Source organism: Xanthomonas sp. LMG 12460 (assembly GCF_009192895.1).
GTDB lineage: Bacteria > Pseudomonadota > Gammaproteobacteria > Xanthomonadales > Xanthomonadaceae > Xanthomonas_A > Xanthomonas_A sontii.
Genome location: NZ_NKUH01000012.1, coordinates 1 through 21644 on the forward strand (window position 1 = coordinate 1; position 21644 = coordinate 21644).

A 21644-nucleotide genomic window follows, 5' to 3' on the forward strand; every position below is an offset into this window, starting at 1 on the left:
GGAATGGGGAATGGGAAAAGCGGCAGGGCTGCAGCGCGACGGGTCGCTGCGTTCGTCAGCTCACTGCAATCGGGAATTACGGGCAACGCCGGGAACCCCGGCTTTTCCCATTCCCCATTCCCCATTCCCGACTCCCCGCTCATTTCCGCGGCGCCTCCACCTTGGCCAGCAACCCACCGAGGGCGTCGTCGGCGCTCTGGCCTTCGATCTGCAGTTCCGGGGCCAGGGCGATGCGGTGGCGCAGGGCCGGCTTGGCCACGTCGCGGATGTCGTCGGGGATCACGAAGTCGCGGCCGGACAGCACGGCTTGCGCGCGCGCCGCGCGGACCAGGGCGATGCTGCCGCGCGGGCCGGCGCCGAGCGCAATGCCCGGCCAGCGGCGGGTGGCGGCGACGATGCGCACGGCGTAGTCGATGACTTGCGGGTCGACGGCGATGGCCGCGGTGCCGGCCTGCATCGCCACCACGTCCTCGGCGCCGAGTACGCGCGGCACCTGCGACAGGTCGAAGTCGCCGGCGCTGCGGCCGCTGGTGACCGCGGCGACCATGCGCGCCTCGTCTTCCAGTTGCGGGTAGTCGATCAGGATCTTCAGCAGGAAGCGGTCCAACTGCGCTTCCGGCAACGGGTAGGTGCCTTCCTGCTCGACCGGGTTCTGCGTGGCCAGCGCCAGGAACGGTGGCGCCAGCGGGAAGGCCGTGCCTTCGATGGTGACCTGGCCTTCCTGCATCACTTCCAGCAGCGCCGACTGGGTCTTGGCCGGGGCGCGGTTGATTTCGTCGGCCAGCAGCAGGTGGGTGAACACCGGGCCGCGGCGGATCTTGAAGCTCTCGGTCTTGGGGTCGTACACGGCGTGGCCACTGACGTCGCTGGGCATCAGGTCCGGGGTGAACTGCACGCGTGCGTAGTTCAGTTCCAGGGCCTGCGCCAGCGCGCGCACCAGCAGGGTCTTGCCAAGGCCGGGCACGCCCTCGATCAGCACATGCCCGCCGGCCAGCAGCGCGATCAGGATCTGCTCCAGCACCTCCGGCTGGCCAATGAAGGCGTGGCCGACCGCGGCGCGGATCGCCTCGGCGCGTTCGATCAGGGCAGGGCCGGCGAGCGTCGCGACGGCGTCGCAGGAGGCGGTGGTCATAACTGGTTTCTCATCTGGACGAGGAGGCGGATGCGCTCGCGCAAGGCGGCGGGTTGGTTGGGCGGCGGCGGTTGCAGCGCCTGTTCGACCTGCGCCACGGGCAGCTGCAGGCGTTCGGCGATGGCGGCGGCCTGGGCCGGGCCCTCCAGCGCGGCGGCGATCGGCGCGCGCCGGCGCAGCCGCGCCAGGAACGCCTCACGTACCGCCGCGTGCAGCAGGTCGGCGCGGCCGTAGCGCAGCAGGTGTTCGCCGCTGGCGCGCACGTGTTCCAGCAGCGAACGGCGATCCTCGGCCGGCGGCGCGAGCAGCGGCCCGAAACGCTGCATGCGCGACCACAGCCAGGCCAGCAGGACCAGCAACGCGGGCAGCCAGGCCGGCCAGCCGCGGGTGAACAGGGTGCGCCACAGCGAGGGCAGTTCGGCCGAATAGATCAGGTGGATGGTGCCCTGGCCGTAGTTCGGCCCCAGCACCTGGCGTGCCAGCAGGCGGTTGCCGGCCTCGCGCAGCCCGCCGCTGCGCAGCACCGGATCGTCTTCCATCGGCGAGCCCTCGAACATCTTGCCGAGCCGGTCGTCCTGGTTCTCGAGGAAATCCAGTTCCGACAGCACGTCCACGCTGCCGTCGCCGTAGGGCACGCGCGCGAACACGAAGTCGTCGTCCTCGCCGCTCCACCAGTTGCTGGGCGTATCCGGGTCGATGTTGAAGCGGCGGCCGCCGCAGAACACCTTGTGTGGCGCCGCGCCCGGCACCGCCATGACCAGGCAGTCGTCCGGGCTGCGCGCCTCGACGGTGATGTCCAGCGCTTCCAGGATCGGCACGTCGCCGCGCTTGACCTCTGCGGTGGGCGTGCGCAGCACCAGATGTCCGCCATGCTCCACCCAGTCCAGCAAGGCGTCGCCGTCGGCCTTGCCGAGCATGCGTGGGTCGCCATACAGCACCACGCTGTCGTGCGGGCGCAGGCGCATCGCCTCCAGGTCCAGGCGTTGCCGCGACTCGGCACGCACGCCGTCGGCGCGCAGGGTCTGGCGCAGCGCGTACAGCGGGTTGTAGGCGGCCTCGCCGCGTGGCGGCAGCACGATCTCCCGCTCGGCGCGTTCGTAGCGGCCGAAGAACCAGGCCGCGCCGACGCTGACCAGCAGCAGGCCGACCAGGAAGATCAGCGCATTGCGCGTGCCGCTGTTCATGCCTGCCACCGGAACTGGCGCTGCAGGTCGTCGACCAGCGCATCGAAGGCGCTGTCCTCGGGCAGCCGGCCCGCATAGGCGGCGTGCTGCCAGACCCGCACCATGCGCGCGAACAGGCCGCGGTCGGCGTCGTCGGGCAGGCGTTGCGCGGCGCGCAGGCACTGCGCCTCGGTGGCGCTGGGCGGCAACACCAGATCGGCGCGCTCGCACAGCGTCGCCACGCTGGCCCGGTACAGCAGCGCCAGCGCGTCGCGGTGGCGGCCTTCGCGCCAGGCGCGTCGTGCCACCGTCGCCACGTCGTCCGGCAGCGGTTGCGGCGCCAGCACCGGCGTGTGCTCCGGTGCCGTCGCCACCGGTGCACGCCGGCGCCCGGTGCCGCGCATCCACGGCAGCCAGTGCCTGGCGGTCAGCAGCAGCACCAGCAGCAGGATGCCGGCCAGCACCCACATGCCCCACTTGCCGACGAACGCGATGGCCTGGGCGGCGGCCTTCATCCATTTGCCGAACGCGGTGAGGTCTTGCTGCTTGTCGTCCGGCTTGGGCGGTTCGTCGGGATTGCGTTTCTTCCAGTAGCCGATGGTGCGCTTGGCGGTCAGCAGCGGGTCGGCGTAGGCGCGGTCGGCGGCGCGGGCGAAGCGCGCATCGGCGGCGGGCTCGGTGTCGAACACTTCGTCCAGCGGGACCGGATGCGCGGCGTTGTGGTGGTGGGTATCGGCGGCGGGCTTGCTGTCGGCATCTGCATCCGCATCACTGTCAGTGTCCGTGTCGGCATCGGTATCGGCATCGGTCCCGTCATCGCGCCCGGCGTCGGCGGGAGCATCCTGCTCCGCCGCCGTCTGCACCGCTGTGTCGTCGGCCGCCGGCTGCGCACGCAGCGCCACGGCCGGCGCGGCGAGCAGGGCCACGCACAGCACCGCCAGCGGCGCGGCGGCGCGCAGGCGCGCAGCCATCCGCCGCAGCGCCATTTCCACGTCCCAGGCTTCGAGCTGGGTGCGCCGGTTGAGGTACAGGCCGAAGCCGGCGCCGACGAAGAACGGTTCGATCAGGGTCATCGCCAGCCAGGCGATGGCGTTGAAGCCGATGTCCGCCCACACCGGGGTCTGCTGGCCGATCAGCGACCAGGCCGCGCGCGCGGTTTCCGGCAGCAGGTCGATGGGCACGAACAGGAAGATCGTGGCGATGCAGGCCAGGCTGAGCATGCCCTCGAACGTGGCGAAGACGCTGGCCATCAGCAGCGCGTGGCCGTAGATCGCCCCGCCCAGGGTGCGGCGGCGCTCGCGCTGCTGGCTGGCGCTCGCGCCTTCCAGCAGTTCCAGCGGCATGAACACGCTGCGCGCCGGACTCAACCGGCGCCAGGTCAGGTAGCCGATCAGGGTGCGCCAGCCCCAGGCGCCCTGCGCGCGCACGGTGTCGCGCACGCGCGGCACGTCGCCGAACACCGCGCGCGAGATCACGAACAGCGGGATCCGGTCCAGCACCGGCTTCAGCCACCACAGCAGCAGCGGTGCCAGCCACAGCGCATCGATCGCCCAGGCGCCGAGGTTGAGCACGGCGAACAGCGGCAGGGTGATCAGCAGCCAGGGCTTCCAGATCGCCCCGGCGTGGCGGCGGACCAGGGCGCTGCCCAGTTCCATCGCTTCCCAGGCCGAGCGTGCGCGCAGCACCACGTCCAGGCGCTCAATCCGCATCGATCGCCTCCGCGCGGCCGCGCCCGCCGCGCCACAGCCACGTCAGCACCAGCGTCCAGAGTGCCGCCGACACGCTGTACTTGACCCACGCCGGCACGGTCGCGATGGACGACCAGAACGCCTCGATGAAGGCGGCCACCAGCAGCATCGCAGCCACGCCCAGGCACAGCCGCGCGCCGATCTTGCCGCCTTCCACCAGCGCATCGATGCGCCGCCGCCGTCCCGGCGCCAGCACCTTCAGTCCGAGCTGCAGACCGGCGCCGCCGGCGATCACGATCGCGGTCAGCTCGAACGGCGCATGCCCGGCGACGAAGCGCCAGAAGGTGACGCCGTAACCGATCTGGTGCAGGTGCCCGGCCACCGCGCCGATGGTGATGCCGTTGAACAGCAGCACCAGCACCGTGCCCAGCCCCGCCAGCAGGCCACTGGCGAACGTGCGCAGGCCGATGCTGATGTTGTTCATGATGTAGTGGCCGAACATCTGCCAATCGGTGCCGCTGTCGCGGCCGAGCTTCTGTGCGCTGGCGGCCGGGTCGTACATGCGTTCGACCTGGGTGACCTGCATCGGGTCCATCAACCCGTGGATCAGTTCCGGACGGAACTGCAGCAGCACGAAGATGGTCACCAGCGGCACCACGAACAGCGCGGTGGCCGCCGCCATGTAGCCGGCCTGGCTGCGCACCAACTGCGGGAATTCGGCGAACAGGAATTCCGCCGCGCGCCGCCAGCGCGGACGCGGCGCCCGGTACAGGACGGTGTGCCCCTGCTGCATCAGGTGCTGCAGGCGCGCGGTGACCTGCGGGCTGTAGCCGCGCCTGCGCGCCAGCGCCAGTTGATGGCACACGCGCCGGTAGCGCGCCGGCATGTCCTCGTCGGCGAGCGGCGTCGGCTGGTCTGGAATCGGGATCGCGGTCGGCGGCGCGGCGGTCTTGCTGGCGTCGTCGGCGGCGCCGGCCTTGTTCGGCGCCGACCTGCGCGCGCTGCGCTGCAGCCAGGCCTCGAACACCTGCCATTCCTGCTGATGACGGAGGACGAACTGTTCCTGTTTCATCGGCGTCCCAGCAGCCAGTTGGCCATCGCGTACAGGCGCAGCACCCCGGCCTGGCCCGGCGTCTCGGTCAGCGGCTGCGCCAGCGCGGCCAGTTCCAGTTGCCGCTCCGGGGTGAGCCGCGGCGCGCGCTCGGCGAAGGCGATCAGCGCCGCCTGTTCGGCCGGCAGCAGCGGTCGCGGCGGCGCGAGCGCGCTGGCGATCGGCGGCAGCGCCTCGTCCTCGCGCGGCGGCTGGTGCACCACCAGCGTGCCCGCGACCAGGTCGCCCAGGCGCCGCGAATGGGTGTCGAACAGGCAGGCGATCAGGCCGACGGCGTAGCCGAACGGCAGCATGTCCACGGTGCGCAGCAGGTTGCGGGTGATCGCGGCCATCCAGCCCACCGGCGCGCCGTTGCGCGCCACCACGCGCAGGCCCAGCGCCTGCTTGCCCAGGGTCTGGCCGCGCCAGCCCTCCAGCACGATCGGGTACGCCCAGAACACCAGGAACATCGCCACCAGGTACAGGCCCTGGCCGAGGCCGCCGAGCAGGCCGAGGAACATGCCCATGGCGGTGAGCAGGGCGAAGCGCAGCGCCAGGTCGATCAGCCAGGCCAGCGCGCGCGGCACCGCACCGGCGGCCGGCAGATGCAGCGGCACGCCCTCGGGGGTGATGACTTCGCGGTAGGTATCGAGCATGCCGCTTACCGCCGCCAGGTGGTGCGGCGGACACGGGCACCTGCGATGTGGGGAGGCCGTCCTTCCGTTCGGCCGGCTGCCTGTGGCGGCATGCTGCTCTCGACTGCGTCCTGCTCCGAAGCGGCACTTTAGCCGGCGTGGCGTGAATTGCCCAGCACGCCGGCGGCGCCGATCAGCGTACCGTGCCGCCGTCGCGCTGGCGCCCGGAGAACAGCTTGCGCACGCCGGCGACCAGCGCCATCAGGCCGATCAGCAGCAGCTTCCAGGCCTTGGCCAACAACAGGCCCAGCTTGGCGAACAGGCCGGCCTTGGCCGCCAGGCCGCCGCCGATCAGGGTGGCCAGGCCGTAGCTGGCGATCTTGTCGGTGGACGGGTTGTGGTCGGCATAGCGGGCGCCGCTGTCGAACTCGGCCATCGGCAGCAACTGCTGCATGCCCTCGCGCACCTGCGCCAGTTCGCCCATGCCGGAGACCGCATTGAGGCTGAGGTAGCCATGCCGGCCGAGCACGCGGATGTCGTAGTTGAGGGTGTGCTCGTGCTCGCCGGCGAACGCCAGCTCGCGCGCCCAGTACAGCTTCTTGCTGCCGGTGTCGTAGCGCGGCGGCACCGCCCAGCCGATCAGGTCGACCTGCTCGTAGCCGGCCTTCTTGCGCTGCGCGTTGGACTCGCGCGTCTCCTCCTGCATGTCCTTGAGCATGGCCTGGTAGTCGATCTTGCTGGCGTCCTCGTCGGACACGTAGCCGTCGTCGGAATAGGTGACGACCACCGCCCAGCTGCCCTTCTCGTCGAGCGCGGGCTGGCGCGGCACGATCAGGCCCAGCACGTCGTCGTCGGGCGGGTTGCCCCAGTAGCTTTCCAGCACCCTGCGCGCGTCGGCCTTGTCCAGAAAGCGGAACGCCGGGCCGAGGTCGAAATGCACCTTGGCCTGCGGCAGTTCGATATGCCCGTCGCGGAAATGCAGCGAGCCGACGAACTGCTCGGCGGTCATGTCCGGGCCGCTGTCCTGGGCCAGCGCCGGGACGGCGCTGACGCACAGCGCACAGCAAAAAGCGGCCAGCAGGCCGCGCAGCGAAGTCTTGAGCATCGGCGATTCCATTCGTTCGGTGGCGTCCCCACGCCAGAGGCGCCTAGTGTCGCGCAAGCGCGCGGCGCACGCCAGTCGCGGCGCAGGTGCCGCAACCACCGCAGTGGCCTCAGCCGTTGCCGGTGAGGTAACGGTCCTTCAGCCGCACGTAGTGCTGCGCCGAGTAGTGCAGGCTCTCGATCTCCTTGTCGCTGAGCATGCGCGCCTTGCGCGCGGGATTGCCCAGCCACAGCTCGCCCTCGCCGACGGTCTTGCCCGGGCCGACCACCGCACCGGCACCGACGAAGCCGTATTTCTTCACCGTGGCGCCGTCGAGGATGCAGGCGCCCATGCCGATCAGGCACAGGTCCTCGATGGTGCAGGCATGGATGATGGTGCCGTGGCCCACGGTCACGTCCGCGCCGATCAGGGTCGGGTAGCCGGCCGCGTTGAACGGGCTGTGGTGGCTGACGTGGATGATGGTGCCGTCCTGGATGTTGCTGCGCGCGCCGATGCGCACGTAGTTGACGTCGCCGCGGATCACCGTGCCCGGCCATACCGACACGTCGTCCTCCAGCACCACGTCGCCGATCACGGTGCAGGCCGGGTCGACATAGACGCGCGCGCCCAGCTGCGGAGTCGTGTCGAGGTAGGGGCGGATCGGGGACATGCTGCTCTCCGGCGGTGGGCGGCCGGCGGCCACGCGGGCGCCGATGATAGCGCGGCGCCTGGTGCCGGCTGCCGCCCGTGGAGCGCCACAGAGGCTGGGCGAAGCACGCGATTGTGCGATAAACGCACCGCTAATCGATATTCGCACTTGAATGGTGCAGTGCGATAAAACTAGCGTTGCCGCTGTCCCGGCGCCTGGCAGCGCACGACGCGTGCCCGCTGGCGGCCGCGGCGCTGCCCGCCGCCGGTGCGGTCCCGATTCTGTTGGAGATGGTGCATGTCCTGTGCGTTTTCCCGCGGCCTGGCCCTGCTCGCGGCCCTGCTTCCCGGCGCCGTGTGCGCCTACCAGGCCGAGCCGCCGCCGCCGGAGCGCAGCGTGCTCACCGTGGACCGCTACGCCGACGACGACGCCCCGGGCTCCCTGCGCTGGGCGATCACCACCGCCAACCAGGCCCCCGGCCGCTACCGCATCGAGATCGCCGCGGTGGGCGCGCCGCCGTACGTGATCCGCCCGCGCGCACCGTTGCCGGCGCTGCAGGGGCCGCTGCAGGTGGTGGGCCTGGCGCGGGCGCACGACGGCCAGTACATCGCCATCGACGGTGCCGGCTACATCCACGGCAAGGGCACCGCCGCCTGCCCGGGCGCCGAGAAGGGCCAGTTCGGCACCAACGTGCGCAGCACCACGCTGCCGGGCCTGGTGCTGCGCGATACCCATGGCGTGGAACTGAGCGGCCTGGAGATCCGCAACTTCTGCATCGGCGTGCTGCTCAACCGCGCCAGCGACAATGTGCTGCGCGACAACCGCATCGTCGCCAACCACGGCGGGGCCGGGGTGATGCTGACCGGCGACGACGGCAACGGCCAGTCCACCGCCACCACCACGGTGCGCAACCGCATCGAGCGCAACACCTTCCTCGACAACGGCGACGGCCTGGAACTGACCCGCGGCGTGGCCTGGAACCTGGTGGCCGACAACCTGTTCCGCTCCACCGATGCCAACCCCGAGCCCTCGCAGGGCATCGAGATCCTGTGGGGCAACGACAACACCGTGCTGCGCAATCGGTTCGAGCGCTATTCCGACGGGCTGCAGATCAACTGGGGCAACCGCAACACCATCGCCGACAACGACTTCGCCGGCAATTCGATCGGGGTCAGCGTCACCGGCCGCGACAACCTGATCGAGGGCAACCGCCTGACCGGCAACGGCATCGGCATCGCGGTACGCCCGCAGCCGCGCAGCGAGCCCAACCGGTTCAGCGCCAACCTGCTGTCCGGCAACGGCCTGAAGATCGAACGCTGCTTCGCCGGCGGTGCCTGCGCCCCGGGCCAGCCGCGCGGCGCCATCGTGTTCGGCGTGCCGGGCCTGGAGCATGCGCCCTTCGTCGGCTCGCGCGGGATCGGTGTCGATCCGGATCCGCGCAAGCGCGCGACGATCTGCGGCGCTGCTGCGCCCGACGGTTGCCAACCGCCGCCGAACTTCGGCCAGGCCGCTCCGCAGTTGCGCAAGATCGAACGCGGCGCCGGCGTGCCGCAGGTGCAGGGCAGCTTCGTCGGCCGCCCCGGCCATCTGTACACGGTGGAATTGTTCGGCAATCGCCACCGCGGCGACGACGAAGCCGAACGCTATCTCGGCCGCGTCGAAGCGGCGGTGGATGCGCAGGGACAGGGCCGCTTCGCGCTGCCGCTGGACGGCGACAGCGCGGTGCTTGCCACACTCACCGCCACCGTCACCAGCGACGATGGCGCGACCTCGCCGCTGAGCGCGCCGCTGGCGGTGGCGCCGTGAGCCGCCTACCGTCGCTACCGGCCTGGTCGCTGCTGGCTGCGGTCATCGCCTTCGACCCGGCGGTCGCCGCCGCGCAGGACGCCGCCGACCTGGCGCACAGCACCTTGACCGGCGACTGGGACGGTACGCGCAGCGACTGGCTGCAACGCGGCGTCAACGTGCGCGGCGACTACGTCGGCGAAGCCATGGGCGTGGTCGACGGCGGCCGCGGCGAGCGCGGCGCGCGCTATGCGCAGCAGGTGCGGCTGGGCGTGGACCTGGACCTGGCGAAACTCGCCGGCTGGAACGGCGGCACGCTGCACGTGACCGTCAACGACCGCCGCGGCCGCAGCACCTCGGCCGATCTGCTCGGCAACCGCTTCCCGATCCAGGAAGCCTATGGCGGCCAGTTCACCCGGCTGACCGAACTGAGCTACGACCGCCGCTTCAACGACGGGCGCAGCTACATCAAGGCCGGCTTCTACGCGATGGGCAACCAGTTCGGCGCGCACACGCTGCTGACCAACTTCGTCAACGCCGCGTTCTGCGCGCATCCGCTGGCGATGTCCGGCAACAGCGGCTGGTACAACTATCCGAACGCACGCTGGGGCGCGGAAGTGGCGCAGCAACTGACGCCGGCGGCGAACCTGCGGGTCGGCTGGTTCCAGGTCAACCCCAGCACCAACAACAACGTGCACACCGCGTTCGACCTGACCGCGCGCGGCACCACCGGCTCGCTGTTCCCCGTCGAGCTCACCTGGACGCCGGGTGCCGGCGGCGCCTATCCGGGCACCTACAAGTTCGGCGGCTACTACGACTCCTCGCGGGTGCCGCGCAAGGGCCTGGACCCGCGCGCCACCACCGGCCGCGACGGCGCCTACCTGCTGGTGGAGCAGAAGCTGTATTCGCCCGGCGGCGAGCGCGTCCGCGGCCTCACTGGCTTCGCCCAGTACATGGTGTCCGACCATGCCACCGCGCAGATCACCCGTTGGTACGCCGTGGGCGGCGTCTACCAGGGCATCGGCCGGCGCAGCCAGGACCGCATCGCGCTGGGCTACGTCGGCGCCGACATCAACTACCGCCTGCTCGACGCGCGGCGCGCGGCGCTACTCGATGCCGGCGTGCCGCCGGAGGCGCCGGTGTTCGCGCTCGACACCGCCGAGCAACTCTACGAACTGTCCTACAGCGCGCAGCTGACGCCGTGGCTGATGCTGCGGCCGGACGTGCAGTACATCGTCAACCCCGGCACCTTCGCCTATGCGCGCACCGACAACGCGCTGGCGGTGGGGCTGCAGGTCAAGCTCACCTTCTGAGCGCGCGCTGCGCGCCTCCTGCCCAGGCCGATCCCGATGCCCTTGTTCCCACGACGACTGACCTTCCTGTGCTGCGCCGGCCTGCTGCTGGCATCGCCGCTGCAGGCCGCACCTGCGGTGCCTGCGGCAGCTGCGCCCGCCGCGCCGTCCGCGGCCGCGCCGCTGCCGCCGCCGCGCGTGCTGCAGATCCGCGGGCTCGCCATCGGCACCGGCCTGCCCAAGATCATCGTGCCGATCACCGCGCACGACGCCGAGCAGGCGCTGGCGCAGGCGCAGCGCATCGCCGCCTCGCCCGATGCAGACCTGGCCGAGTGGCGCATCGACCTGATGGACGGCGCCACCGACGCCGCCGCGCTGGCGGCCCTGGGGCCGCGCCTGGCGCAGGCACTGCACGGCAAGCCGCTGCTGCTGACCTTCCGCACCAAGGCCGAGGGTGGTGCGGTGGCGATCGACGATGCCGCCTACGGCGCGCTGTACGCGCGCCTGCTGGAGGCGCGCTTCGCCGACCTGCTCGATGTGGAGATGTTCCGCGACCCGGCGGTGCTGCGGCAGGTGGTCGAGCGCGCACACCGGCAGGGCGTGTACGTGGTGATGTCCAGCCACGACTTCCACGCCACTCCGCCGGTGGCGGAGATCGTGGCGCGGCTGCAGCGGCAGCAGGCGCTGGGTGCCGACGTGCTGAAGATCGCGGTGATGCCGCGAGATCCGGGCGACGTGCTGCACCTGCTCGACGCCACCTGGCAGATGCGCCAGCGCAGCGGCCAGCCGTTGCTGACCATGGCGATGGGGCCGCTGGGCGCGGTGTCGCGGCTGTCCGGCGAGACCTTCGGGCAGAGCCTGACCTTCGGCATGCTCGGCACCGCCTCGGCGCCCGGGCAGATCGACGCGGCGCGGTTGCGGCAGACGCTCGATGCGCTGCATGCCGCCGCGCCGCCCAAGTAATCCCGCGACGCTGCCGTCCTCGTTCGCCGTTCCTGCAGGAGTGTTGCCATGAGCCATGCCGCCGCCCCGCCCACCGCCCTCGTCCTGAATCGCATGAGCGGGTTCCAGTGGACGGCGATCGCGGTCTGCGTGCTGTTGAACATGCTCGACGGGTTCGACGTGATGGTGATGGCCTTCATCGCCCCGCACGTGTCGGAGGCCTGGCGTTTGTCCGGCAAGCTGCTGGGGATCGCGCTCAGCGCCGGGCTGGTGGGCATGGCGCTGGGCTCGCTGCTGCTGGCGCCGCTGGCCGACCGCTGGGGCCGGCGCAACATGATCCTGTGCTGCCTGGCGATCCTGACCGTCGGCATGGCCGCCTCGGCACTGGCGCAGGACATCTGGCAACTTGCGGCGCTGCGCGTGTTCACCGGCATCGGCATCGGCGGCATGCTCGCCGGCGTCGGCGTGATCACTGCCGAATACGCCAGCCCGAAGTGGCGCAGCACCGCAGTGGCCCTGCAGGCCACCGGCTATCCCATCGGCGCCACGCTGGGCGGGTTGATCGCCGCGATGCTGCTGGAACGCTGGGGCTGGCATGCGGCCTTCCTGTTCGGCGCACTCGCCTCGCTGCTGTGCATCCCGGTGGTGCTTGCGCTGCTGCCCGAATCGCTGGACTTCCTGCTCAGCCGGCGCCCGCCGGATGCGCTGGCGCGGCTCAACGCGCTGCTGGCGCGCATGCGTGCACCGACCCTGGATGCGCTGCCGCCGCGCCCGCCGGTGCAGGAGAAGGCGGGCTACGCGGCGCTGTTCACCCCGCACCTGCGCCGCAACAGCGTGCTGATCGCGCTGGGCTTCTTCATGCACATGTTCGCCTTCTATTTCGTGCTGAGCTGGACGCCGAAACTGCTGGTGCAGGCCGGGCTGTCGGCCGAGCAGGGCGTCACCGGCGGGGTGCTGTTGAACCTGGGCGGCATCGTCGGCGGCGCCTTGTTCGGCGGCCTGGCCGCACGTTTTCTGCTGCCACGGCTGACCGCCGTCAGCTTCCTGATCGCCGCACTGGGAATGGCGGCGTTCGCCACGCTCGGCACGCAGTTGCAGCTGGCCTTCCCCGTGGCCTTCGTGATCGGTGCGGCGCTGTTCGGCTCGATGGCCGGCCTGTATGCGGTGGCGCCGATCGTGTTCGCGCCCACCGTGCGCACCACCGGCCTGGGCTGGGCGATCGGCATCGGCCGCGTCGGCGCGATCCTTTCGCCGATGACCGTCGGCGTGCTGGTCGACGCCGGCTGGCAGCCGGCCAATCTGTACTACGTGCTGGCGTTGCCGCTGCTGGTGGCCATTGCCGCGGTGCTGACGATGCGGCTGCAGCCGGCACGGTGAGGGCGGGGCGGCGCGGGCGCGGCTCCATTCCAGTCTTCGAGAGCAACGCGCTTTGCGGCGCGGCCTGGCCTGCGTCACCGATCGGCGCCGTGTCCGGCGCCATACCCCATGTGTCGGCCAACCTGCGGCGCCTCGGTCGAGGCGCTGTGAGGTCTCACGAACGCGGGTCCATCCATTGCCACCGCACGCAGGTGGCAATGGCGTGCCGTTTTCCTACTTGGCGTTCGGCAAGGCGTAGGCGATCACGTAGTCGCCGCGGTCCGGCGATTGCCGCGCGCCGCCGGCGGTGATCACGATGTACTGCTTGCCGGTCTTGGTCGACACGTAGGTCATCGGCCCGCCCTGGCTGCCCACCGGCAGCCGTGCCTTCCACAGTTCCTTGCCGGTGCCGCTGTCGAACGCACGCAGGTAGTAGTCCTGGGTGCCGGCGATGAACACCAGGCCGCTCTGCGTGGCCAGGGTGCCGCCCAGGGTCGGCATGCCGACCGGGATCGGCAGGTGCATCTTGAAGCCGAGCGGGCCGGTGTCCTGCACGGTGCCCACCGGGACCTGCCAGGCGATGCTGCGTGTCTTCAGGTCGATCGCGCTGAGCGTGCCGAACGGCGGCGCCTGGCAGGGGATGCCCAGTGCCGACAGGAAGCGGTTCTTGTTGACCGCGTATGGCGTGCCCTTCAGCGGCACCGCGCCCATGCCGGTGTTGACCGCCTCGCCGCCGCTGGAGGCGGCGGCCTTCTCGGCCTTCTGCGGAATCATCTGCACCCACAGGCCCAGGCGCATGTCGTTGGCGAACACCACGTCGTGCACCGGGTCGACCGACAGCCCGCCCCAGTTCATGCCGCCCAGCGAGCCGGGGAAGCTCAGCGACACATCGGTACCGGGCGCGGTGTACAGGCCCTCGTAGCGCATCTTCTTGAAGGCGATGCGGCACAGCATCTGGTCCAGCAGGGTGGCGCCCCACATGTCCGCTTCGCTCAGGTGTTTGGTGCCGATCTGCGGCATGCCCACCGATAGCGGCTGGGTCAGCGCATACGGTTCGTGCGGGATGTCGGCGGCCTTCACCGGCACCTCGCGGACCTCGGTCAGCGGTTTGCCGGTGGCGCGGTCGAGCACGTACAGCTGGCCGGCCTTGGTGCCGATGATCAGCGCCGGCACCTTGCGGCCGTCGGCCATCGGGAAGTCGATCAGGCTCGGCTGCATCGGCAGGTCGAAGTCCCACAGATCGTTGTGCACGGTCTGGTAGACCCACTTGACCTGGCCGGTGCTGGCGTCCAGCGCGGTGATCGAGGCGCCGAAGCGGTGGTCCAGCGCGCTGCGCTCGGCACCGTACAGGTCGGTGGACGGGCTGCCCATCGGCAGGAACACCGTGTTGGAGGCGGCGTCGTAGGACATCGGCGCCCACACGTTCGGCGTGCTGCGCACGTAGGTCTTGCCCGGCGCCGGCGGCTGCGTGTCCTGCGGGTTGCCCGGGTCGAAGGCCCAGCGCTGTGCGCCGGTGATCACGTCGAAGCCGCGGATCACGCCGCCGGGCATGTCGGCCTGCACGTTGTCGGCGACGCGGCCGCCCACCACCACCGTGGTCCCGGCCACGGTCGGCGCCGAGGTCAACTGGTAGAACGGATCGGGTGCGGCGCCGAGGCCGGCCTTCAGGTCGACCTGGCCGTTCTGGCCGAAGCCGCTGCAGAACGCGCCGGTGTCCGCGTCCAGCGCGATCAGCCGCGCGTCGATGGTGTTGGTCAGCACGCGGCGCCGGCAGTTGGCGCCGGCCGGCAGCGCCGCTGCCGCCACCCGCGAGGCGTTGGCGGCGCTGGGCTGGACCAGCGGCGCATCGGCATCGAAGTAGGCCAGGCCGCGGCAGCGCTGCCAGACCGAGGACTGCGCGTTGATCTCGTGCTTCCACAGCTGCCGGCCGCTGCTGGCGTCCAGCGCGATGACGTTGTTGTGCGGGGTGCACACGTACAGCGTCTCGCCGATCTGCAGTGGGGTAGTCTGGTCTTCGGCGCCGTTGCCGTCGCTGAGGGCGATGTCGCCGGTGCGGTAGGTCCAGGCCACCTGCAGCTGGCCGACATTGCCGCGGCCGATCTGGTCCAGCGCGGCGAAGCGGCTGCCGCCAGCGGTGTTGCCGTAGTGGCTCCAGTCGCGCTGCGCCTGCGCCGGGGTCACCGGCACCGGTGCCGGGCCGGGGCCGCTGGCGACCACCGGCGGATGCGGCACGAACATCCCGGCCAGGCCGCCGGCGCAGGCCAGCGCCAGCACCGCCGCCAGCGCATAGGCGCCGCGTCCGCCGGGCAGGCCGCGGGCGCGGCGCAGGGTCGGGTAGACCAAGGCGACCAGCAGCGCCAGCACCGCCGGCATCATCAGCCGCGATACCAGTGGCCAGAACGCCAGGCCGGCATCCCAGTACGCCCAGGCCACGCTCAGCACGAACGCCAGCGCGTACAGCCAGGCGCCGGCCGGGCGCCGCCGCAGCACCAGCAGCGCCGAGGCCACGCAGGCCGCGCCCATCGCCAGGAAGTAGAGGCTGCCGCCGAGGGTGGCCAGGCGGATGCCGCCGACCAGCAGCGCCAGCCCGATCAGCGCCAGCAGCAGGCCGACGCTCCACAGCAATATCCGGCCGCCGGCCGACACATCCGATTGGGTTTGCACGTTTTCGATCCTCTGCAGGGGAGACGCACGGCGTCCGCGGCCGGCCACGAGGGCGGCGAAGGCGGGCGTGCGCACGATGGCATGCCGCGCCGGGAAACGACGTCGGCAAGATGGGCGATTATCGCATTTGTGTTCGGTAATAGAACGAATGGCACCGTCCGCCGGTGCGACGCTGTGTGCCGGTTTCCGACGTTTCTCCGACCTTGGTGAAGCCCGTACAACGCACTGTTACAGACATGGTGCGATGCGACACATCCGTGGAGTAGCGTTGCGCGTTTCTTCCCAGCCGCACTCCCCATGTCCGACCGTTTCCAGGCGATTCGTCGTCCCGTTCGCTGTGCCGTATTGCTGGCCGTTGCCGTGGCCGGAGGCTGCTCCGGCGACAAGCCGGCGGCCGCGCCGCCGCCGCGGGTGGGGGTGCTGACCCTGGGCGCGCGCACCTTGCCGGTCGAGCGCACCCTGGCCGGCCGCACCGTGGCCTACGAGACCGCCGACGTGCGCCCGCAGGTCGGCGGGCTGCTGCGTCAGCGCCTGTTCCAGGAGGGCCAGGAGGTCAAGGCCGGGCAGGCGCTGTACGTGATCGATCCGGCGCCGTACCAGGCCGCCTACGACATCGCCCGCGGCAACCTGGTGCAGGCCGAGGCGGCGCTGGCCAGCGCGCGGCCCAAGGCCGAGCGCACCCGCAGCCTCACCGACATGGACGCGGCCAGCAAGCAGGACGCCGACGACGCGGTGTCCGCGCTGCGCCAGGACGAGGCGGCGGTGGTCGCGGCCAAGGCGGCGCTGCAGGCCGCGCGCATCAACCTCGACTACACCCGCATCACCGCGCCGATCTCCGGCACCATCGGCACCTCCGCCTACACCGTTGGCGCGCTGCTCACCGCCGCGCAGGACGCGGCGCTGACCACCATCCAGCGGCTGGACCCGATCTACCTGGACGTCACCCAGTCCAGCACGCAGATGCTGGCGCTGCGCCGCCAGCTCGACGCCGGGCAGATCCATGCCATCGACGGCAAGGCGCAGGTGCAGGTGCGGCTGGAGGACGGCAGCACCTATCCGCATGCCGGCACCCTCGAATTCGTCGGCACCCAGGTCAACGCCGGCACCGGCAACGTCACCCTGCGCGCGGTGGTGCCCAATCCCGAACACCTGCTGCTGCCGGGCATGTACCTGCGCGCGGTGCTGCCGATGGCCACCGACCAGGGCGCGGTGCTGGTGCCGCAGCAGGCAGTGACGCGCGACAGCAAGGGCGAGCCTGTCGTGAAGCTGCTCGACGCGCAGAACAAGGTGGTGGAGCGGCACATCCGCACCGGCGAGGCCATCGGCCACGACTGGCTGGTGGAGTCCGGGCTCAAGCCGGGCGAGCGCCTGATCGTGGTCAACGGCAGCCGTGCCGAACTCGGCAAGCCGGCGCAGCCGTATCCGGTCACCGCCGCCCAGCTCGATGCCGCGCCGGCGCTGCCGGGCGACGACGCCCAGGCCGACTGAGGACTCCCGCATGTCGCGCTTCTTCGTCAACCACCCGGTGGTGGCCTGGGTCATGGCCATCGTCATCGTCCTGATCGGCATGCTGGCCATCCATGGGCTGCCGGTCGAACGCTATCCGCACATGGCGCCGCCCACCATCACCGTGCGCGCCACCTACACCGGCGCCTCGGCGCAGACGGTGGAAAACACCGTCACCCAGCTGATCGAGCAGTCGCAGCAGAGCCTGGACCACCTGCTGTACATGACCTCCACCAGCGCCTCGGACGGCACCGCGCAGGTCAACCTGGTGTTCGAGACCGGCACCAACGCCGACACCGCGCAGGTGCAGGTGCAGAACCAGTTGCAGTCGGTGATGTCGGTGTTGCCGCAGGCGGTGCAGCAGAACGGCCTGGTCATCACCAAGTCCAGCGGCTCGCTGTTCGAGGTGGTGGCGTTCACCTCCGACGACGGCAGCATGGACAACTTCGATGTCGCCAACTACATGGAATCGAACATCGACGACCAGATCAGCCGCGTCAGCGGCGTCGGCAACATCCAGCCGATGGGCTCGGAATACGCCATGCGCATCTGGCTGGACCCGGAGAAGCTGCGCAAGTACGCGCTGATGCCCTCGGACGTGGAGAACGCGCTGCAGTCGCAGAACACCGACGTGTCGGCCGGCGAGATCGGCGGCCAGCCGGCGCTGCGCGGGCAGCGCCTGGACGCCACCGTGACCACCCGCAGCCGCCTGCAGACCCCGGCGCAGTTCGGCGCGATCGTGCTCAAGAGCGATGCCAGCGGCGCCGCCGTGCACCTGTCGGACGTGGCCAGGATCGGCCTGGGCCCGGAGACCTACGACAGCATCACCCGCTTCAACGGCAAGCCCTCGGCCTCGCTGGGCATCGAGCTCAACTCCGACGCCAACGCGGTGGAGACTTCCAAGGCCATCGACCAGCGCCTGCAGGAACTCAAGCAGTACTGGCCGCACGGCTTCAACTACCACATCGCCTTCAGCACCACGCCGTTCGTCACCACCTCGATCAAGGAAGTGGTCATCACCCTGATCGAAGCGGTGCTGCTGGTCGTGGCGGTGATGTACCTGTTCCTGCAGAACTGGCGCGCCACGCTGATCCCGACCATCGCCGTGCCGGTGGTGCTGATGGGTACCTTCGGCGTGCTCGCCGCATTCGGCTACTCGATCAACACCCTGACCATGTTCGCGATGGTGCTGGCGATCGGCCTGCTGGTCGACGACGCCATCGTGGTGGTGGAGAACGTGGAGCGGGTGATGGGCCAGGAAGGCCTGCCGCCGAAGGAGGCCACGCTGCGCTCGATGCAGCAGATCGGCGGCGCCCTGGTCGGCATCGTGCTGGTGCTGACCGCGGTGTTCGTGCCGATGGCGTTCTTCAACGGCGTCACCGGCGTGATCTATCGGCAGTTCTCGATCACCATCGCCGCCTCGATGATCCTGTCGGTGCTGGTGGCGATGACCCTGACTCCGGCGCTGTGCGTGACCATCCTCAAGCCGCTGCACCAGGGCGAGGCGCCGATCGGCTCGCATGGCCGCCTGGGCTGGTTCTTCATCTGGTTCAACACCCGCTTCCGGCACCTGTCCGAGCGCTACCGCACGCTGGTCGAGCGGGTGCTGGGCAAGCGCGCGCTGGGCCTGCTCGTCTATGCGCTGCTGATCGCGGTCACCGGCCTGCTGCTGTGGCGCCTGCCCGGTGCGTTCCTGCCCGACGAGGACGAGGGCATGCTCAACGTGCTGGTCAAGCTGCCGGCCGGCTCCACCCTGGAGCAGACCCTGGCGGTGACCGACCGGCTGACCAAGGCCGCGCTGAAGGATCCGGGCGTGCGCTCGGTGCTGTCCTCGGCCGGCTTCAGCGTCACCGGCGCCGGCCAGAACGTCGGCATGGCCTTCGTGCGGCTGAAGGACTGGGACGATCGCGACGACGATGCCGCGACCATCGCCGACCATCTGAACAAGGCGCTGGCCGACGTGCCCGACGCGGAACTGTTCGTGACCTCGCCGCCGGCGATCACCGGCCTCGGCGACGCCTCCGGCTTCACCTTCGAACTGATGGACTACGAAGGCGCCGGCCATGCCGCCCTGGTCGCCGCGCGCGACAAGCTGCTGCGTCTGGCCCAGCACGATCCCAAGCTGATGAACGTGCGCTACGCCAGCCTGGAGGACGCGCCGGTGTACGCGGTCAAGATCGACGACGCCAAGGCGCAGGCGCTGGGCGTGGACCCGGGCGACATCAACGCCACGCTCAACAGCGCGCTCGGCGGCGACTTCGTCAACAACTTCATCTACAAGGGCCGCATCAAGAAGGTCTACGTGCAGGGCGACGCCGACGCACGCATGGCGCCGCAGGACCTGGACCGCTGGACGGTGCGCAACGGCGGCGGCGACATGGTGCCGATGTCGGCGTTCACCCGCTCGCACTGGACCAGCGCACCGGCCGCGCTGGAACGCTACAACGGCGTGTCGGCGATGGAGCTGACCGGCCAGGCGGTGCCCGGGGTCAGCTCCGGCGCGGCGATGGACGCGATGGCCGAACTCAGCAAGCAGTTGCCGCATGGCTTCGGCTACGCGTGGTCGGACATGGCCTACCAGGAAAAGCTGTCGGCCAACCAGGCGCCGGCGCTGTATGCGATCTCGCTGCTGTTCGTGTTCCTGTGCCTGGTGGCGCTGTACGAGAGCTGGTCGATTCCGTTCGCGGTGATGCTGGCGGTGCCGGTGGGCGTGTTCGGCGCGGTGCTGCTGATGACCCTGCGCGGGCTGGAGAACGATGTGTACTTCCAGGTCGGGCTGCTGACCACGGTCGGCCTGGCGGCGAAGAACGGCATCCTCATCGTCGAGTTCGCGCGCGACCTCGAGCACCGCGGCGAAAGCCTGCTCGCCGCCACCCTGCACGCGGTGCAGATGCGCCTGCGGCCGATCCTGATGACCTCGCTGGCGTTCCTGCTCGGCGTGCTGCCGCTGGTGTTCAGCAAGGGCGCCGGCTCGGCCGCGCGCCACTCGCTGGGCACCGGCGTCACCGGCGGCACCCTGGCCTCGATCACCCTGGGCCTGTTCTTCGTGCCGCTGTTCTACGTGATCGTGCGCCGGATGTTCCCGGGACCGGCGGTCGCCCACCCGGAGACGCAGGCATGAGCGCGTTGACCCGCATGAGCGTGGCGGTGGCCACGCTGCTGGCCCTGTCCGGCTGCACCCTGGCGCCCACCTATGTGCGCCCGGCGGCACCCGTGCCGGCCGATCTGGCGGCGGTCGATGCGGCGCCCGCCGCGGGCGCCGCCACCGACACGCTGGCGATGCCGGACTGGCAGCAGGTGTTCCTGGATCCGCGGCTGCGCCAGACCATCGCGCTGGCCTTGCAGAACAACCGCGACCTGCGCGTGGCGGTGCTGTCCATCGACAAGGCGCGTGCGCAGTACCGCCTCCAGCGCGCCGCGCAGTTGCCCTCGTTCGACGCCAACGCCAGCATGAGCCGCAGCCGTACCAGCGCCGCCAGCAACGACGACGGCGTCTCCCAGGTCAGCACCAGCGACACCCTGCAGGTCGGGCTCAGCAGCTGGCAGCTGGATCTGTTCGGGCAACTGCGCAGTCTCAAGCAGGAAGCCCTGCAGAACTGGCTGTCCAGTGCGGAAAACCAGCGCAACGTGCGCCTGACCCTGGTCGCCCAGGTCGCCGCGGCGTGGCTGACCGTGGGCGCGGACCAGGCGCAACTGGCGCTGGCGCAGCAGACCCTGGACAGCCAGGCGCAGACCCTGCAACTGACAGAGCGCCGCCACAGCATCGGCAGCGCGTCCGGGCTGGACCTGGCGCAGCAGCAGACCAGCGTGGAGTCGGCGCGCGTCGCCGTCGCCAGCGCCGCCACCCAACTGGCGCAGGCGCGCGATGCGCTGCAACTGCTGGTCGGCGCGCCGGTGGACGCAGCGCTGCTGCCCACCGCGCAGGCGATGCAGGACAGCGTGGCGCTGGCGCCGCTGCCGGCGCACCTGTCCTCGGCGGTGCTGCTGCAGCGCCCGGACGTGCTCGCCGCCGAGCACACCTTGCAGGCGGCCAACGCCGACATCGGCGCCGCACGCGCGGCGTTCTTCCCGTCGCTGAGCCTCACCGCGTCCACCGGGCGCAGCAGCGATGCGCTGTCCACGCTGTTCTCCGCCGGCAGCCGCACCTGGTCGTTCGTGCCCAGCATCACCGCGCCGATCTTCCACGCCGGTGCGCTGAAGGCCTCGCTGGACGCCTCCAAGCTCGGCAAGGACATCGCCGTGGCGCAGTACGAGAAGGCGATCCAGTCGGCCTTCGCGGAAGTGGCCGACGCCCTGGCCACGCGCGACCACCTGCAGGTGCAGCTGACCGCGCAGCAGGCCCTGGTCGACGCCAGCCAGCGCAGCTACACCCTGGCCGACGCGCGCTACCGCGCCGGCCTGGACGGCCACCTGCCGGTGCTGGATGCGCAACGCTCGCTGTTCGCCGCGGAGCAGGCGCTGATCGCGCTGCGCCTGCAGGACGCCAGCAACCGCGTCACCCTGTACCAGGTGCTCGGCGGCGGCGCCGACGCCCAGGCCCCGGCTCAGGCCGCTACCGCGCCCTGAACCGCGATCAAGGCCTGCCTGAGGCGAGCCCAGGCAGGCCCGAGCGGCCAGAAGCCCCGCCACGTGCGACGCGCTCCTGTGGGAGGGACTTC

Annotated in this window: 15 protein-coding genes; 7 read left to right on the forward strand and 8 right to left on the reverse strand. The window is 70.8% G+C overall.

Annotated features, from left to right (window positions below):
• Positions 1-139: 139 nt before the first annotated feature.
• The 7 genes from CEK66_RS02765 to CEK66_RS02795 form a co-directional block, all read right to left on the reverse strand.
• Positions 140-1132: a MoxR family ATPase gene (locus CEK66_RS02765; protein WP_152235877.1), complete on the reverse strand. Its 993-nt coding sequence runs from the start codon at positions 1130-1132 to the stop codon at positions 140-142.
• Positions 1129-2316, reverse strand: a complete 1188-nt coding sequence (locus CEK66_RS02770) for a DUF4350 domain-containing protein (protein WP_017916447.1) — start codon at positions 2314-2316, stop codon at positions 1129-1131. Before CEK66_RS02770 ends, CEK66_RS02765 begins: the two co-directional genes overlap by 4 nt.
• Positions 2313-4004 (reverse strand): DUF4129 domain-containing protein, encoded by a 1692-nt coding sequence (locus CEK66_RS02775; protein ID WP_152235878.1) that lies wholly within the window; start codon positions 4002-4004, stop codon positions 2313-2315. Before CEK66_RS02775 ends, CEK66_RS02770 begins: the two co-directional genes overlap by 4 nt.
• Positions 3994-5055, reverse strand: a complete 1062-nt coding sequence (locus CEK66_RS02780) for a stage II sporulation protein M (RefSeq protein ID WP_152235879.1) — start codon at positions 5053-5055, stop codon at positions 3994-3996. The genes CEK66_RS02775 and CEK66_RS02780 overlap by 11 nt, the downstream gene beginning before the upstream one ends.
• Positions 5052-5729 carry an RDD family protein gene (locus tag CEK66_RS02785; RefSeq protein ID WP_043094282.1) on the reverse strand — a complete coding sequence of 226 codons (678 nt, stop codon included), beginning with the start codon at positions 5727-5729 and terminating at the stop codon, positions 5052-5054. The genes CEK66_RS02780 and CEK66_RS02785 overlap by 4 nt, the downstream gene beginning before the upstream one ends.
• A gap of 172 nt (positions 5730-5901) precedes the next feature.
• Complete coding sequence (locus CEK66_RS02790) at positions 5902-6825, reverse strand: DUF2167 domain-containing protein (RefSeq protein ID WP_152235880.1); 924 nt, start codon at positions 6823-6825, stop codon at positions 5902-5904.
• A 97-nt stretch (positions 6826-6922) separates the two neighbouring features.
• Entirely contained in the window at positions 6923-7462 is a 540-nt protein-coding gene (locus CEK66_RS02795) for a gamma carbonic anhydrase family protein (RefSeq protein ID WP_017915009.1), read from the reverse strand.
• A 276-nt stretch (positions 7463-7738) separates the two neighbouring features.
• On the opposite strand from CEK66_RS02795, the gene CEK66_RS02800 reads away from it, so the two are divergent.
• Genes CEK66_RS02800 through CEK66_RS02815 form a run of 4 tightly spaced genes read left to right on the forward strand, consistent with a single transcriptional unit; the run spans position 7739 to position 12837 of the window.
• Positions 7739-9247 carry a NosD domain-containing protein gene (locus CEK66_RS02800; protein WP_152235881.1) on the forward strand — a complete coding sequence of 503 codons (1509 nt, stop codon included), beginning with the start codon at positions 7739-7741 and terminating at the stop codon, positions 9245-9247.
• Positions 9244-10539, forward strand: coding sequence for a carbohydrate porin (locus CEK66_RS02805; RefSeq protein ID WP_152235882.1), 1296 nt, complete (start codon positions 9244-9246; stop codon positions 10537-10539). Before CEK66_RS02800 ends, CEK66_RS02805 begins: the two co-directional genes overlap by 4 nt.
• A 36-nt stretch (positions 10540-10575) precedes the next feature.
• A complete protein-coding gene (gene aroD, locus CEK66_RS02810) occupies positions 10576-11481 on the forward strand; it encodes a type I 3-dehydroquinate dehydratase (protein WP_226978473.1) in 906 nt (301 codons plus the stop codon).
• Positions 11482-11529: 48 nt separating this feature from the next.
• Positions 11530-12837 carry an MFS transporter gene (locus CEK66_RS02815; protein ID WP_152235883.1) on the forward strand — a complete coding sequence of 436 codons (1308 nt, stop codon included), beginning with the start codon at positions 11530-11532 and terminating at the stop codon, positions 12835-12837.
• Positions 12838-13050: 213 nt separating this feature from the next.
• Here CEK66_RS02815 and CEK66_RS02820 read toward each other — a convergent pair whose 3' ends face one another.
• Entirely contained in the window at positions 13051-15480 is a 2430-nt protein-coding gene (locus CEK66_RS02820) for a membrane-bound PQQ-dependent dehydrogenase, glucose/quinate/shikimate family (protein WP_152235884.1), read from the reverse strand.
• Between the two features lie 345 nt (positions 15481-15825).
• On the opposite strand from CEK66_RS02820, the gene CEK66_RS02825 reads away from it, so the two are divergent.
• Genes CEK66_RS02825 through CEK66_RS02835 form a run of 3 tightly spaced genes read left to right on the forward strand, consistent with a single transcriptional unit; the run spans position 15826 to position 21552 of the window.
• A complete protein-coding gene (locus CEK66_RS02825; RefSeq protein WP_152235894.1) occupies positions 15826-16968 on the forward strand; it encodes an efflux RND transporter periplasmic adaptor subunit in 1143 nt (380 codons plus the stop codon).
• A 10-nt stretch (positions 16969-16978) separates the two neighbouring features.
• On the forward strand, positions 16979-20107 hold the full coding sequence (locus CEK66_RS02830) for an efflux RND transporter permease subunit (protein ID WP_152235885.1): 3129 nt from the start codon (positions 16979-16981) through the stop codon (positions 20105-20107).
• Positions 20104-21552 (forward strand): efflux transporter outer membrane subunit, encoded by a 1449-nt coding sequence (locus CEK66_RS02835; protein WP_152235886.1) that lies wholly within the window; start codon positions 20104-20106, stop codon positions 21550-21552. Before CEK66_RS02830 ends, CEK66_RS02835 begins: the two co-directional genes overlap by 4 nt.
• Positions 21553-21644 lie beyond the last annotated feature (92 nt).